Genomic DNA, 13,250 nt, shown 5'->3' with positions numbered 1-13,250 from the left:
TATAACTAACTTCTATCAATCTTAACGACAAAATTCTCATTATTTTGCAAATTCCTTTTGACGCACAAATTCTATCTTACCAAATGTGAGTGACCAAATTCAACCTATATTCTTTATTATTAGGAGATAATCGTCGAAATATGATATAATAAACCCAAATCTAAAGCAGAGGTGAGTTCATTGAAAGTAATTAAAATTGCTCCACGTGGTTATTGTTCAGGTGTCATCGGCGCTTTAAATATTGTCCAAGATGCAGCACTGAATGAAACATTACCACGTCCAATTTATGTTTTAGGGATGATTGTTCACAATGAACATATCACAAAAGCCATCGATGATTTAGGCGTGATTACAGTTGATGATAAATCAAAAACACGTGATGAGTTACTAGATCAAATTGATACTGGGACTGTTATCTTTACTGCGCATGGAATTTCTCCATCCGTTAAACAAAAAGCAATCGATAAAGGATTAACAGTTATTGATGCTAGCTGTAAAGATGTCATCAAAACCCATGTCTTAATGAAAGAGCATATCGACGCAGGGTACGACGTAATTTACATTGGTAAACAGGGACACCCTGAAACGGAAGGGGCACTTGGTGTCGACCCTGAGCACATTCATCTCATTTCAAAAGCAAATGAATTAGAAGGATTAAATCTTGATAATGAAAAAATTATCATCACCAATCAGACAACCATGAGTTTATGGGATGTATATTCATTATCGCAAAAAATCCAAGAAAAATTCCCACAAGCACAATTTATTAAAGAAATTTGTAATGCGACACAAGTTCGTCAAGAAGCAGTGGCAACTCAAGCTATTGAAGCAGATTTAACAATTGTCGTTGGAGACCCACACAGTAATAACACGGCTCGTTTATCACAAATTTCAATTGAACGTGCTAATACACCATCCTATCGTATTGCCTCACTTGAAGATCTTGACTTAAACTGGTTAAAAGAGGTTGAAACAGTTGCTGTGACAGCAGGGGCTTCAACGCCAACACCAATTACAAAAGAAGTGATTGATTTCTTAGAGGCTTATGATAAAAACGATCCAAGTACATGGAATACAACATCACATATTACAAGTGATAAAGTGTTATTCAAACGCAAATAAAAGGGGCTGTCTCGAAATGAGATAGCCCCTTTCTAATATTTTTTCTCAAAATGCTGATAGTCTTTTAAACTCGTCCAATCGCCTCCCCACGTCCATCCATGTGACGTAAACAGTTGATAAACAGCATCGTTCTTTTTAATAATACCTAGTACATGTTGATCTCGATTCACATAGGCTAGCCCATTTGTGGGTAAAACTAAATCATTTTTCACATACGGATTCACTTTCGGATTTAAATCAATCGCCAATCCATAGGCATGATTAGACAATTTACCTCCATCCGTGACATGACGAAAATTAAACGAACTGCTATTGTTATCTTCCATCGATAGCTCATCAGAGCCCCCATAACAACTCATCACACGCAATTTCTCAATCGGATATCTCATTAAATACAGTTGTTTAAAAATATCGAGAACTTCGTCCGCCACTTTTACATTGACAATAAGTTCTCCCACATGAAAAAGCCCATCATAACCAAAATGTAAAACCTTTAAATAACGTAACTCGTCATAAGTAATGATGCTTGGATCCAATGGAACTTGTTGTTCTAAACAATCACCATACTGTTCTTGTAGCGTCAGTACTTGAAAACAACTCATTGTCTCCTCCTCCCCTACTTCAAATAAAATGAAAGGATCAACCCCTGACTGTAACAATGGACACTCATTTAAATAAAGACTAGCCATCATTTCAAGCAGCATAAGTACCCCTCACTTTCCTACTTACAGTTTACGACAGAACTTTCAATTTTATGAGGAATGAATGATAGAATAAGCTAAATCATTTAATCCCTTGTACCAAAAAAATGTATAAAACAAGTACCATTCAAAGCTAACTAGAAAAAAGAGCTATCTTAGGGTAAGATAACTCGTCTATATAAGAATAAAAATGTATTTAGTTTTCTAACTACTTTAATACAAAGGCATCTTCCACTACTAGAACTTATTTTTTACGCTGTAAAAAACTTATCTGGACTTATACATTGATTTTGATTAAATTAAGCTGATAGAATCTTTGAACAATGAAAACAAAAACATGACTTTAACTGCCAACCGATACTTAACTTCAACCTCAACTTGTTCAGGATGAGCTAAAAAGAGTTGAACCTCTTCTAGAGGAACGTTCGCATATGCAGCAAAGGTTTCGAGTTTTAGCCCACATTCAACGATTAAAAGTTTCATAATGGTTAAAACCCGTTCATCATCTTTGATCGCTGTGATCCCCACTCTAAACATTTCAATCGTTAAACTGAGTGTTAATAGCTGTTCATCCGATAAAGCACTTAACGTTGATTTCTTTTCTAACACTTCAGTAAACCAAAGTAAACTGATATTTGTTAAATGACTCAGTGCCTCGAGTGTCAAATGATACTCTATTAACAAACTTTTTAATTGTTCACGAAAGAGTTCATCCTTCATCTTCTCCACGTCCTTACACCAAAGTTAAGGCAATTTCATTATAAAAATGACAACTGCCACTACACTAGTAGTATAATCGAAATGAATCAAATCGTGACATCTTAATCTTTTCTTTTTCCTTTCTATAAATGATTCTTATAGATTTACAACTTTCTTAAAAATTCCGAACATTCTCTTCGATTATGAAAAATAATGACTGTCTTATCTTTTTGATGACTTAGCATCTCTAAGTAGTTTTTTCGATTATTTTTGTTAAAGTCCCAAACAAACTTAAAAAAACTAAAGTCAAATCGTTCAGGACAATTTCCTCCCATATCTGGTCGCGATTTACCATACCCTTTAAGAACTCGTTTAATAACCCCCAACAAACAAGTCATTCGCGAATAATCTAAGTAAATAACAGTATCACATTGTTCTAACCTAAGTGGAATTGTCCGATGATAGTTTCCGTCAATAATCCATGCTTCTTTTCGGACTTCCTGTAAAAGTAAGGCATCAAATTCTTCTGTTGAGACTGGTTGCCAATGATCTCGCCAGTTCAACACATCAAGATGAACAAGCGGCAAGTTCAGTTTACATGAAAGTTTTCTAGCTAGTGTTGTTTTCCCACTACCAGGACAACCTATAATCATGACTTTTCTCATTGAATCCCTTCTTAAATAAGAATTTCATGAGTCTAACTTTAAAATCAATCCCTTATGGAATAGCTGGAATCCAGATAGATGCTGCTTGATTATGATTTAAAACCTCAAAATGATACATTGGCTGATAATAACCTTTTGAATCCATTTCGTACTGCAAGCTAACCGCTTTAACTTCAATCGGCTCCATCAAATCTAAATACAAACAGAAATGTTTTCTACATTTAATACAGCAACCGAAATATGAGATGGTTATGCCGTGCAAGGCAGACTATAGTCCAGCTAAAAGTTTTTACGATGTAAAAAACTTATCTGGACTTATATAAATACTTAAGGTATCCTTCTTTCACATTTCCCTTTTTCAGCTGCATAAAAGCTTGTGCCTCTGATAAGATATCCACTGTTTTATATTCTTCATATTGAATCATATGGTTCCTAATCGATTCAATTGAACCATCAGTTGTAATCGTGCAATCAATAAATCCATCTAAATAATAACCATTAACCTCCCCCATTTTCGCTTCTAATGTATAAGTTCCATCTCTATGATCAACAAAAATCACATCCTTAGGTAATGTAATACCGTATGTCCCTAAAATTTCAGTCACTTCTTCTAATGTATATCCCGCTTGCTTGGGACTATCCCAGTGTGTCCAATCCCGAAACGAAATAGCCAACCCTAAAAAATCAACCCAAATCAAATAATCCCGATCGGTTGAATAATAAATAATCGTCTCACCATAGACATCAATTTGACTGTCATCAATCGTTGCTCCTACATAGGAAAACCATTGATTGGCTACCTCTCGTGTGTCTGCCTTTGTCCCAACGTTTGCAGCATAAACAGCTGCTTGAGTCACAGCATTTGAAAAAGAAAGGTCTGTGATTAACTCAATATTTGACATATTAACTTTAAAGACAGGAGCACTCCTTAAATTCCCAAATTCTTTCTGATCATACGAATAAAAAATCAAACCGAATGCAACAAGTGTGATGACAAGCGGTAGTTGAATCATCCCCATTTTAACAAATGATATGTTTTGATTTTTACACTTAAACCACTTAAATAATTCAATCACCATCATTACCATTCCATACCCAATCATACACCCCACGGTATTATTAATTAAGTCATCCACTTCAACAATTCCTCTTTTTGCGATAAGCTGAACCCCTTCAATGAATAATGAAAATAGAAATCCTGTTAAATAAGTCATCCATCCGTTTTGAAAGATGTTTCCCATAAGTGGTAATAAAAACCCTAGAGGGACAAACATACAAATATTTAAAATGATATTACGCCATTCAACCAGTGAAAAATTATTCCACGCCTCCCAATACGCTCGAAAAGGACGAAAATCAATCTCTTGTCGATCATAATGCCCTCCTCTTCCTAAAGTAGCACCTAAAACAACAATTAAATAGCAAAGAAAAATTGCCATTAACGCTACTCTGCCTTTAGACAACTGTTTTTCCCCTTTAAAAACTTTCTTATAAATAACTAAATACCCTAAAATAAAACAAACGCCTAATATTCCAACTAAAACAATGGCAAGTCCCATATAATCTTGAGCTAATCTTATAATATCTGAAACTCTCATCTTCCTACCCTTTATTTTACATTTTTTAACAAAATAAATTGTAACACATTCAATTTTTCATGAACACGATAAACTAAAAAATCAAACAAACTTCTTATCTCACCTTATGAAAAAAGCTTAGAACGAAAATTTCATTCTAAGCTTTTTAAAAATTTCTTATTTATATTGGTTAGCTCCACTTAAAAATTGCTCTGCTTTTGTTAAATAAGCAGCTGCAATCATATTAAAGTCTAAGCCTAAATCTTTACTTAACCCAATTAAGTCTTTGTATAATGCCACGTTATGCCATTGTAAGCACTGGAAAGCACGCCATAAATATAAACGACGAGATTCTTCTACCTGCGGTTCACGTCCTAAATAAACGGGTAAGAATTTTAACGCCAATTCAAACTCTTTATTTCCAACACAAGCCACATCATACATTGGATCGTTATTTCCTGTAAATTCCCAGTCTAATAAATATGTTTGATCCGCTTCAACGACCATGTTTGAAATTTGGCTATCATTATGACAGATGACTTTTGGGAATTGATCTAAGAATTCACGATTACTTAAGAATTCTTCTTTTAATTCAAAATATTTATCCGCATGTTTATAACCAAAATCAGTCACTAATTTTTCATAAGCATTTAAACGTTCATACGGACGATAATCATCATGTGCTTTTAATCCTGATTCATGTAACACATGTAAAACTTTCGATACCTCTTCTAAGTAGGCTTCGGGATTTTCAACCTCACTTAAAGGTGTCCCATCAACGAATTTAGAAAGTTTGTATCCTGTTTCTGTCTCGAAATAAACCATTTCATTATTGATTCCTAACTCATCAACAATATGAATATTGGCTAACTCTTCTTCACGATTCACAAATACTTCGGCATTCTTTCCAGGAATACGGAATGTATATCTTTCTCCATTTACAACAATCACGTACATTAAGTTTGACATCCCACCCATTAAACGGTAATCAATAACAACATCTGCCTCGTTTACACCTAATGCTTTAGCAGTAACCGATTTAATGATGTTTTCCATAATCTCACTCCTACATCTATGATTTTGTTATTATTGTACCATAAATTCCATCAAAATAAATTATTTTACCAAAACAGTTTATAAAATTGTATCCCACTTATCGAAGTGTATCGGTACAATTTTATTAATTGAAGTCAACATAGTTAGTAAATGAAACCTCTAAAACAGAAAGCACTGATTTTTTTAATAAAGATTCATCAATCCATCACGATACTGATTATTAACATAAATATTATTTTGATAGGCACCTACTACTTCAAAACCATATTTCTTAGATCTCAACTTTCGCACAACGAAAAGCCTAATAACCCCTTGATGTAATTAGGTAAAGTCATCATCCAATTGTCTAGTTGTTTTTTCACTACTTCTGTGTTAATTGTAATTTCTCTTTCTCCTAGGTCGATGATTTCTTGAACCATCGTTAAAAGTCCTTTTAATGCTGTTTCTAAATCCACATCTTTGACTTCTGAACAGTAGTCATAAAAAATCATTCCTAATGTTTTAGGGTCATTCGTTTTACGATTCTCCCACGCTAAAAAGATATAACGTGTAAAAACAATCGTTGTATGTCCAATCATTGAGTCATATGAACGACATTGAAATTCTTTATTCAATTTTAAGTGAGATTTATTGCACTTAAAAAACACTTCAATGTCCCAACGGTAACCATAGATCCTAATGATTTCTTCATCACTTAAACTTGTGTTTGTACTTAAAATCGCTAACCACTCTGTTTTATATTTTCGATGACGAATGAAGACGATCTTAACTGGAATGCCGTTATTTAATTTAACTTGAATGGATCCTAGACTTCCCTCTTGATGAGAAAATATCTTTTGATTGACGTTACAGTGTGTTATCAATGTTTGAAGTGGGAATTTCTTTCCTTTATACTGATAAAATCGTTTAGAAGTCTTTTTAACCATCCCAATGACATCAAGCCCCTCATTCATCACTTCTTTAATTAAGGGAGCTTCTGTGAACCACGAATCCATTAAGAGGTAATCAGCTGCTATGCCTTGAGATAAAGTTTGTTTCACCAAGTTTAGAGTGGCAGTGGGTTTATCGATCAGTGCTTCTATACGACGCTTATACCCACTACTGCGTTTATCGATCTCTGATGAAAGATTGACTAGTAACTTCTTGGCACTTACCATTAATGAAAAATTACAAGGGATAAATGAATATCCATCCGACCATCCAAGCGTTAACAGTTGAAATCCTTTGAGATACTTATGACTGACATGATCATAAACCGTTGAAAGTAGCTCTACTTTTTTACTACGATGACGTTCAAATAAAGAGTCATCTACAATTAAAACATTAACACGATCATCCGTTGTGAGTTTCGTACAAAGTGAAATCACGTAAGAGCTTAAAGAAAGCAAGAAGCGACGCCAATTGTAAGTAGAGGTACTTAAAAAGCGGTAGACCACATCTTTTCCTGGTAAATCAGAAGCTTTACGATCACAGAATTTAGATTGAAACCACGTTCTATGATGAAAAGTTAATAGAAAAATCAACGTAAAGAGGTAAAGACAAGAGAACCCCTTAGATTTTTTAATGTTAGCTTGGCGTAAATGGGAACTGATTTTTAGTTCAGAAAAAGTTGCTTGCATTTCTTTGGGTAAAAGCATAAATTTTTTAAATGGTGGTAACATAATGATGACATCCTTTCTATTGGCTGGTTACCATTAGTATTTCCAGAAAGGATGTCTTTTTTTATGTCATCCAGTAAAAAGAATAAATTGTCAAGAGCGATACTCGATAGATGCCCTCCCTTAGAAGATTAAGGAGGTATGATTATTTTTCAACTGAGAAAGTTGAGTTAGATAAATAAACGGCACGTTCCTTTCCAACTTTTATAATTAAAGAGACCACTTTAATCACAAGATCATTAATTACAAACGTGACTAATGCCTTCATCATCACTGAATTCTAATACCTTTTTCTTACAGATAAAGAAAAATTTTTATTATGAGCGATACACGCTTGCTTAGGCATTGCTTATACAGCAACACCAACTATTATAGAACCTTTATTCCCTCTTGTTCTCTATAAATCAAATTTTAGATTCCAAAATGAATCAGATATTTATTTTCTTGTTTTGCTTGGTTAGCTAAAGAAATCAAATGAGTATATTCTAATTTATCTTGTAACGATAAAATCTGTATTAACCGATCGATGGACTGAGGAGGTATAAGTGTAATCCCGTGGTATGCAATCCCTCTACCTGGAACTTGACGAGTATGCCAATAACAGCAGACATTTTGTAAATCGATTAAAATAGGCTCAATAAAATTATCATCAATTGCAATACAATGATATTTATTTGGTTCATATTCATCAAATCGTTCGTTATTTATAGGCTCATTTTGCATTATTCCAAATTTATGTGTGGCCACCTTATCACCTCTTTAAACACCTAGCAATAGTCAAAATAATTGAAACTCATTTTTAAACAACTTGTTCTCTCCAAATAGACGAATAACTCATAACAACCTTTTCCTCTAAAAGACTAAAAATAAATACATCGGACTCAGGTGAGCAAATAGCCACCTAAAACATAGACAACTGTTAAAATTTACGAAATCATCTTATGGCTGGCGAACAATCATCTTCCACTTTCCTATCGTTTTAAACCCTAATTTATGATAAACGGCTCCGGCTTCAGGGTTATCATAAAACAAACAAAGTGTCTTCTGTTCATTTAATAAATCTTGACATAATTTAGATAACACTTGCGTCATTAATCCTTGACGTCGATAATCTTTACGTGTCGCAACACTAACTACCATCGCAGATTTAGAGTTTTCAGCTGCTGTTTGAGCAGTACAAATCACTTCTTTTTTCTCATTCTCAATAAAATAAATGCGTCCTGATTGATCTTCAAGCTTTTGACGCACATGATCAGCAGAATTTCGATTTAAAGTATCAAACTCCTCAATCATCAATAATAAATCAAAGATACGCTCGGCATCATCAGGTGTTGCCAATTTAATAGTTACTTGCCCTGTTTTTAAGGATAGATTATCCTTTAATTCACAAAAATACATCTCTCTCTCATGATATCGTTCAAAGCAAGATTTAAACGGACTTACCATCTGTGCTTCACCAGATATAATGTTAGCTCGCTCATCGTTTTGAATAACTTCTCTAAACTTTGAAACAAATAGCTCTTCATCTTTAAAATAAGGAATATAATTGTCTCGATAACGTAATAAGACTCCCGTTAATTCCTCATTTTCATTAAAACTTCCCCAAACGGTTTGAATCTCCGAATCAAATCCATAGTTTTCAATATCACCAATCTGAAATAAATTAAGCCCAGGATCTTTACCTAAAAAATCCATCGTCTTTGTGTAATCATTTTCATTCAATTTCCTAAACATCATAATCTCCCCTTAAATTGCAGTAACTACTCGTCTATAAGTCACTACACTTTCTGTCTAATGATGATGTGAATTCTAACATTAAACCTCAAACATGTAAAGTGAAAATTTCTATAATATGGTATGAAAATTCTTTTCCTAAAAATTAAAAGGAGAACAACTATCCCACTCTCTTAAATATATAATCAATGTCTTAAAGTAATGTTTTAGCATACATATCTAATTAAATCACATACTTCTTGAACATAGAGTTTACCCTAGTAGTGGAGTTTTCCTTATTAGCGAAGGATACCTACTTTGTAGGATAAGGACTGTATAATTCACTCAAAAATTTCTAAATAAAATTGGGCATAAAAAAAGAACGACTATCGTCGTCCATTTAATCGTGATTGATTATTCAAATATTGGTTCGGTTTATACCTCACCTTTCGCTAGTTGATAACATCGGTAGAACGCATCTCTACCGATGTATAGATTTACTAAGCAATCTAAGATTGCTAGTAAATCTAACAAAAGCCAGAGCATTTCTGCTCTGGCTAGCTAACCTTTATTAATGGGCCCATTAACAAAGTATTATTCTTCAGTTTTAACTACTTCGCGTCCTTTGTAAGTTCCGCAAGTTCCGCATACACGGTGAGATAATTTCATTTCTCCACATTGTGGGCAAGCTACCATACCTGGTACTTCTAATTTGAAGTGAGTACGACGTTTACGCTTTGCAGTTTTAGATGTTCTTCTTTGTGGTACAGCCATTTTGACACCTCCTAGTTATCTTGAGTATCATTTAGCAATTTTGATAAAACCGCTAATCGTGGATCGACTTTTGGTTCAGCTTCTGATTCGTGCAAATCTTCTTCTGTTTCAAATTCGATTCCTTTTTTCTTCATTTCTTCGTAAGCACCTTCTTTTACGACACGTAAAGGTTTTTGAAGCAAAATATTTTGCCAAATAACCGGTGCAAGTTCAATCGTTGTTCCAGTTACAAGATACTCATCTTCACCTTCTTCATATAGATCCGCATCTAATACGAAGACTTCAACGGAATCGTAATCAAATGGGTATTCTACATCATCAAGTGTTAAGGCACAAGCTAATGTCATTGTTCCTTCGATATGAAGATTAAACACTACCTTTTTGCCTTGAAGTTGTCCTGTTCCTGTCACTTTAACTTTTGACAATTTACGAATTTCATCATGTGCGTTCACAATGTCTGAGAAATCAACTAATTCGTCAATTTCAAAAACTTTGGAACCTTGTTTTATAAGTTGAGCAATAGCCCATTTCATCACAATCACCTCTAATTGCAACAGACTACATTATACATACTTTTTATTTCATTGTCAACAAGTCAGTTGATAATATTCAACAAAAAGATGTGTAATCTTTTTAATTTTATCTTTTGGTTCACAACTGACTCTTTCTTTAATATAACCAACCTTCATATTAATATCAATGCATCTTTGATATAATAGAATTTAGGAAGGTGATACGATGAAAGCAACAGGTTTAATAGTTGAGTATAATCCATTTCATAATGGCCATTTATATCATCTCACAAAAAGCATTGAGCAATCAAATGCTGATGTCTTAATTGTCGTTATGAGTGGACATTTTACTCAACGTGGAGAACCAACGATCCTTAACAAATGGGAACGTACAAAAATGGCACTTGCAAATGGAGCCGATTTAGTAATCGAACTACCTTATGCCTATAGTTGCCAACATGCCGACTTATTTGCTAAAGGAGCCGTTTCTATTTTAACACATTTACACGTAAATGAATTAATTTTTGGTAGCGAAAGTGGAAATATTGACGAATTAATCCAATTAGAGTCGATCACTAGTGGAATTGATTTCCAAAAGGCTGTTCGTAAATGGGTACAAACCGGTCTAAGTTTACCAAAAGCGAATGCTAAAGCATTAGAAGAATTCAATTTTACGAAAGAACTTGGAACTTCGCCTAATAATACATTAGGACTTTATTATATTCGTGCGGTGAATGAATTACAAAGTCCAATCAAAGTTGGAACCTTAACACGCATTCATAGTGACTATCGTGATCAAGCCCCAACCCATGATAAAATTTCAAGTGCGACCTCAATCCGAAATCTGCGTGAACAACGTGCCGATTTTAGTACCTTTGTACCAAAAAACGTGCAAGATATTTTAGATGAACATTATCGTCAAACAAACACCTATCATACGTGGGAAACCTACTTCCCTTTTCTCAAACAAAAAATATTGACGTTAACACCAAAACATCTAGTTGAGATTCACGATGTCGAAGAAGGAATTGAAAATCGTTTGTATTCGGCGATGATGAAGAGTTCGTCATTCGAGGAATTTATGGATGCAGTGAAGACAAAACGCTACACGCGTACGCGTATTCAGCGCATTTGCGCCAACATTTTGACGCACACTACAAAAGAATGGATTCATGATTTACAACTAGCAACCGGAGCACCTTACGTTCGATTACTAGGGGCGACCCCAACTGGAAAGCAATATTTAAAGTCCATTAAAAAAGACGTCAATGTTCCTATTTATAGTAAATTCGATTCAAAAGGACATCCAATGCTAAAACATGAACAAAGTGTCACAGCCGCTTATAGCTCTATTTTACCCGAACCTCATTGTACAAATTTAAATATCGCGGAATTTTCAAATTTCCCACTACATTTTGAGCGTTAATTACCGCATTCCTTCATTTTTGGTGTATAATGAGCACATAATCATTCGTTCTTATATAAGACGTTTGATAAGTTTAAGTTTGATACAATAAATAGATGCCATTCATCTATTTCTATATAGTAAAGGAGATTTAATCTATGAGTTTAAAAGAGCAAATTAAACATGAGATCGAACAGTTAGTTGATCCTAGCACAAATAAAACATTAGGTGAACAAAATAGCCTTCGCCACTTAGTTGTTGACGAAGAAGATTCAATTGTGACAGCGATTATTGCGATTGGATTAACAAAAGGACCAGAAGAAAAAACATTATCTCGTCAATTAGCGAAGTTAATTAAAATCGACCATAAGTTCCGTGGGATCAAAGTTCAATTTGAAGAGCTTCCTCATGAAAAAGAGGAATCAGATAACCAAAAGAAAACTGTTTATATTGCCGTGACGTCTGGTAAAGGTGGCGTTGGAAAATCAACGGTTACAGCTAACTTAGCGGTTGCCTTAGCCCGCTTAGGAAAGAAAGTCGGAATTATTGATGCGGATATTTATGGACCAAGTATTCCACACATCTTTGAAATGAAAAAAGAAGGATTCCAAATGGCAGAAAATAATAAAATTTATCCACCAGTAGCCTTCAATATTCCAGTTATCTCAACAGAATTCTTCTTAGAAGATGATCAACCTTTAATGTGGCGTGGACCGATGCTTAACCGTATGTTAAATCATTTCTTCAACGATGTGGCATGGGATGAAAACTTAGACTTTATGTTAATCGACTTACCTCCGGGAACAGGAGATGTTGCCATCGATATTCAAAAATTAATTCCTGAAGCTCATGTCATCGTCGTTACAACACCTCATCCAACAGCTTCACACATCGCTGTTAAATCAGGATACATGGCTAAGACATTAAAACATAATATCTTAGGAGTTGTTGAAAACATGTCTTACTACATCAATCCAGTGAGCGGAGCTCATGATGCTATCTTTGGTTCAGGGGGTGGAGATTTAGTTGCTTCTCAATTAGAAGTTGACTTATTAGCCTCTTTACCAATCGGACAACCACAAAATGAATTATCGCATTCAATCTTCTCACCAGAAGAGGAAATTGGAATTGCTTATTTAGGACTTGCTAATAAAGTATTAAAAGCATTAAAATAATTTAAAAAGGAGCACAATCTACGGATGATGCTCCTTTTCTATTTTTTGTCCATATGAATATCATCATTATCCATATAACAATAATAATTCTTTTGATAACATGGTGACGTAACCTAAAAAGTTAAGCTCTGTTAAAAGAAAATATTGACATAAAAGATTACTGATCATACATTTTTATCTTTGTCTAACTCAA

15 protein-coding genes are annotated in these 13,250 nt (G+C 34.2%); 3 read left to right on the top strand and 12 right to left on the bottom strand.

Going from position 1 to position 13,250, the window contains the following annotated elements; all coding sequences use genetic code 11:
• Positions 1 to 171: 171 nt before the first annotated feature.
• The gene (locus tag J0J69_RS00335) at positions 172 to 1,122 is read left to right on the top strand and encodes a 4-hydroxy-3-methylbut-2-enyl diphosphate reductase (RefSeq protein WP_305888110.1); all 951 of its coding nucleotides are present in this window, start codon (positions 172 to 174) and stop codon (positions 1,120 to 1,122) included.
• 32 nt (positions 1,123 to 1,154) lie between these two features.
• On the opposite strand, the gene J0J69_RS00330 is transcribed toward J0J69_RS00335, so the two are convergent.
• The 12 genes from J0J69_RS00330 to J0J69_RS00275 all read right to left on the bottom strand — a co-directional run bounded on the left by J0J69_RS00330 (position 1,155) and on the right by J0J69_RS00275 (position 10,498).
• Positions 1,155 to 1,826, bottom strand: a complete 672-nt coding sequence (locus tag J0J69_RS00330) for a M15 family metallopeptidase (RefSeq protein WP_237252368.1) — start codon at positions 1,824 to 1,826, stop codon at positions 1,155 to 1,157.
• 291 nt (positions 1,827 to 2,117) lie between these two features.
• Positions 2,118 to 2,543 carry an HTH domain-containing protein gene (locus tag J0J69_RS00325; protein WP_055305350.1) on the bottom strand — a complete coding sequence of 142 codons (426 nt, stop codon included), beginning with the start codon at positions 2,541 to 2,543 and terminating at the stop codon, positions 2,118 to 2,120.
• A gap of 143 nt (positions 2,544 to 2,686) precedes the next feature.
• The gene (locus J0J69_RS00320; RefSeq protein ID WP_212725550.1) at positions 2,687 to 3,187 is read right to left on the bottom strand and encodes an AAA family ATPase; all 501 of its coding nucleotides are present in this window, start codon (positions 3,185 to 3,187) and stop codon (positions 2,687 to 2,689) included.
• 52 nt (positions 3,188 to 3,239) lie between these two features.
• On the bottom strand, positions 3,240 to 3,374 hold the full coding sequence (locus tag J0J69_RS00315) for a hypothetical protein (RefSeq protein WP_256637893.1): 135 nt from the start codon (positions 3,372 to 3,374) through the stop codon (positions 3,240 to 3,242).
• Between the two features lie 118 nt (positions 3,375 to 3,492).
• Positions 3,493 to 4,785, bottom strand: a complete 1,293-nt coding sequence (locus tag J0J69_RS00310; protein ID WP_212725551.1) for a VanZ family protein — start codon at positions 4,783 to 4,785, stop codon at positions 3,493 to 3,495.
• A 156-nt stretch (positions 4,786 to 4,941) separates the two neighbouring features.
• On the bottom strand, positions 4,942 to 5,820 hold the full coding sequence (locus J0J69_RS00305) for a choline/ethanolamine kinase family protein (protein ID WP_212725552.1): 879 nt from the start codon (positions 5,818 to 5,820) through the stop codon (positions 4,942 to 4,944).
• Between the two features lie 278 nt (positions 5,821 to 6,098).
• The gene (locus tag J0J69_RS00300) at positions 6,099 to 7,481 is read right to left on the bottom strand and encodes an IS4 family transposase (protein WP_370456870.1); all 1,383 of its coding nucleotides are present in this window, start codon (positions 7,479 to 7,481) and stop codon (positions 6,099 to 6,101) included.
• A 142-nt stretch (positions 7,482 to 7,623) separates the two neighbouring features.
• Positions 7,624 to 7,746: a hypothetical protein gene (locus J0J69_RS00295; protein ID WP_256637892.1), complete on the bottom strand. Its 123-nt coding sequence runs from the start codon at positions 7,744 to 7,746 to the stop codon at positions 7,624 to 7,626.
• A 143-nt stretch (positions 7,747 to 7,889) separates the two neighbouring features.
• A complete protein-coding gene (locus tag J0J69_RS00290; protein ID WP_055276214.1) occupies positions 7,890 to 8,225 on the bottom strand; it encodes a hypothetical protein in 336 nt (111 codons plus the stop codon).
• A 192-nt stretch (positions 8,226 to 8,417) separates the two neighbouring features.
• Complete coding sequence (locus tag J0J69_RS00285; RefSeq protein ID WP_055276212.1) at positions 8,418 to 9,212, bottom strand: GNAT family N-acetyltransferase; 795 nt, start codon at positions 9,210 to 9,212, stop codon at positions 8,418 to 8,420.
• 573 nt (positions 9,213 to 9,785) lie between these two features.
• Positions 9,786 to 9,965: a 50S ribosomal protein L32 gene (rpmF, locus tag J0J69_RS00280; protein WP_006783624.1), complete on the bottom strand. Its 180-nt coding sequence runs from the start codon at positions 9,963 to 9,965 to the stop codon at positions 9,786 to 9,788.
• Positions 9,966 to 9,976: 11 nt separating this feature from the next.
• Positions 9,977 to 10,498, bottom strand: a complete 522-nt coding sequence (locus tag J0J69_RS00275) for a YceD family protein (protein WP_055243570.1) — start codon at positions 10,496 to 10,498, stop codon at positions 9,977 to 9,979.
• A 205-nt stretch (positions 10,499 to 10,703) separates the two neighbouring features.
• Between J0J69_RS00275 and J0J69_RS00270 the strand changes: the two genes are divergently transcribed.
• Together J0J69_RS00270 and J0J69_RS00265 are read left to right on the top strand one after the other, a co-directional pair.
• Positions 10,704 to 11,903: a nucleotidyltransferase gene (locus J0J69_RS00270; protein WP_212726126.1), complete on the top strand. Its 1,200-nt coding sequence runs from the start codon at positions 10,704 to 10,706 to the stop codon at positions 11,901 to 11,903.
• A 137-nt stretch (positions 11,904 to 12,040) separates the two neighbouring features.
• Positions 12,041 to 13,057 (top strand): Mrp/NBP35 family ATP-binding protein, encoded by a 1,017-nt coding sequence (locus J0J69_RS00265; protein WP_055276208.1) that lies wholly within the window; start codon positions 12,041 to 12,043, stop codon positions 13,055 to 13,057.
• Positions 13,058 to 13,250: the final 193 nt, after the last annotated feature.

The organism is Turicibacter bilis, from assembly GCF_024499055.1.
Lineage (GTDB): Bacteria > Bacillota_I > Bacilli_A > MOL361 > Turicibacteraceae > Turicibacter > Turicibacter bilis.
The sequence above is the reverse complement of the archived record's forward strand: the minus strand, read 5'-3'. Positions and strand labels throughout refer to the sequence as shown.

What these genes read in the sequence shown, in the direction of transcription:
- J0J69_RS00275 (WP_055243570.1), bottom strand. Translation starts at nt 10,498, where the DNA reads ATGAAATGGGCTATTGCTCAACTTATAAAACAAGGTTCCAAAGTTTTT.
- J0J69_RS00265 (WP_055276208.1), top strand. Translation starts at nt 12,041, where the DNA reads ATGAGTTTAAAAGAGCAAATTAAACATGAGATCGAACAGTTAGTTGAT.
- J0J69_RS00310 (WP_212725551.1), bottom strand. Translation starts at nt 4,785, where the DNA reads ATGAGAGTTTCAGATATTATAAGATTAGCTCAAGATTATATGGGACTT.
- J0J69_RS00325 (WP_055305350.1), bottom strand. Translation starts at nt 2,543, where the DNA reads ATGAAGGATGAACTCTTTCGTGAACAATTAAAAAGTTTGTTAATAGAG.
- rpmF (WP_006783624.1), bottom strand. Translation starts at nt 9,965, where the DNA reads ATGGCTGTACCACAAAGAAGAACATCTAAAACTGCAAAGCGTAAACGT.
- J0J69_RS00330 (WP_237252368.1), bottom strand. Translation starts at nt 1,826, where the DNA reads ATGCTGCTTGAAATGATGGCTAGTCTTTATTTAAATGAGTGTCCATTG.
- J0J69_RS00300 (WP_370456870.1), bottom strand. Translation starts at nt 7,481, where the DNA reads ATGTTACCACCATTTAAAAAATTTATGCTTTTACCCAAAGAAATGCAA.
- J0J69_RS00320 (WP_212725550.1), bottom strand. Translation starts at nt 3,187, where the DNA reads ATGAGAAAAGTCATGATTATAGGTTGTCCTGGTAGTGGGAAAACAACA.
- J0J69_RS00315 (WP_256637893.1), bottom strand. Translation starts at nt 3,374, where the DNA reads ATGGAGCCGATTGAAGTTAAAGCGGTTAGCTTGCAGTACGAAATGGAT.
- J0J69_RS00270 (WP_212726126.1), top strand. Translation starts at nt 10,704, where the DNA reads ATGAAAGCAACAGGTTTAATAGTTGAGTATAATCCATTTCATAATGGC.
- J0J69_RS00295 (WP_256637892.1), bottom strand. Translation starts at nt 7,746, where the DNA reads ATGAAGGCATTAGTCACGTTTGTAATTAATGATCTTGTGATTAAAGTG.
- J0J69_RS00305 (WP_212725552.1), bottom strand. Translation starts at nt 5,820, where the DNA reads ATGGAAAACATCATTAAATCGGTTACTGCTAAAGCATTAGGTGTAAAC.
- J0J69_RS00285 (WP_055276212.1), bottom strand. Translation starts at nt 9,212, where the DNA reads ATGTTTAGGAAATTGAATGAAAATGATTACACAAAGACGATGGATTTT.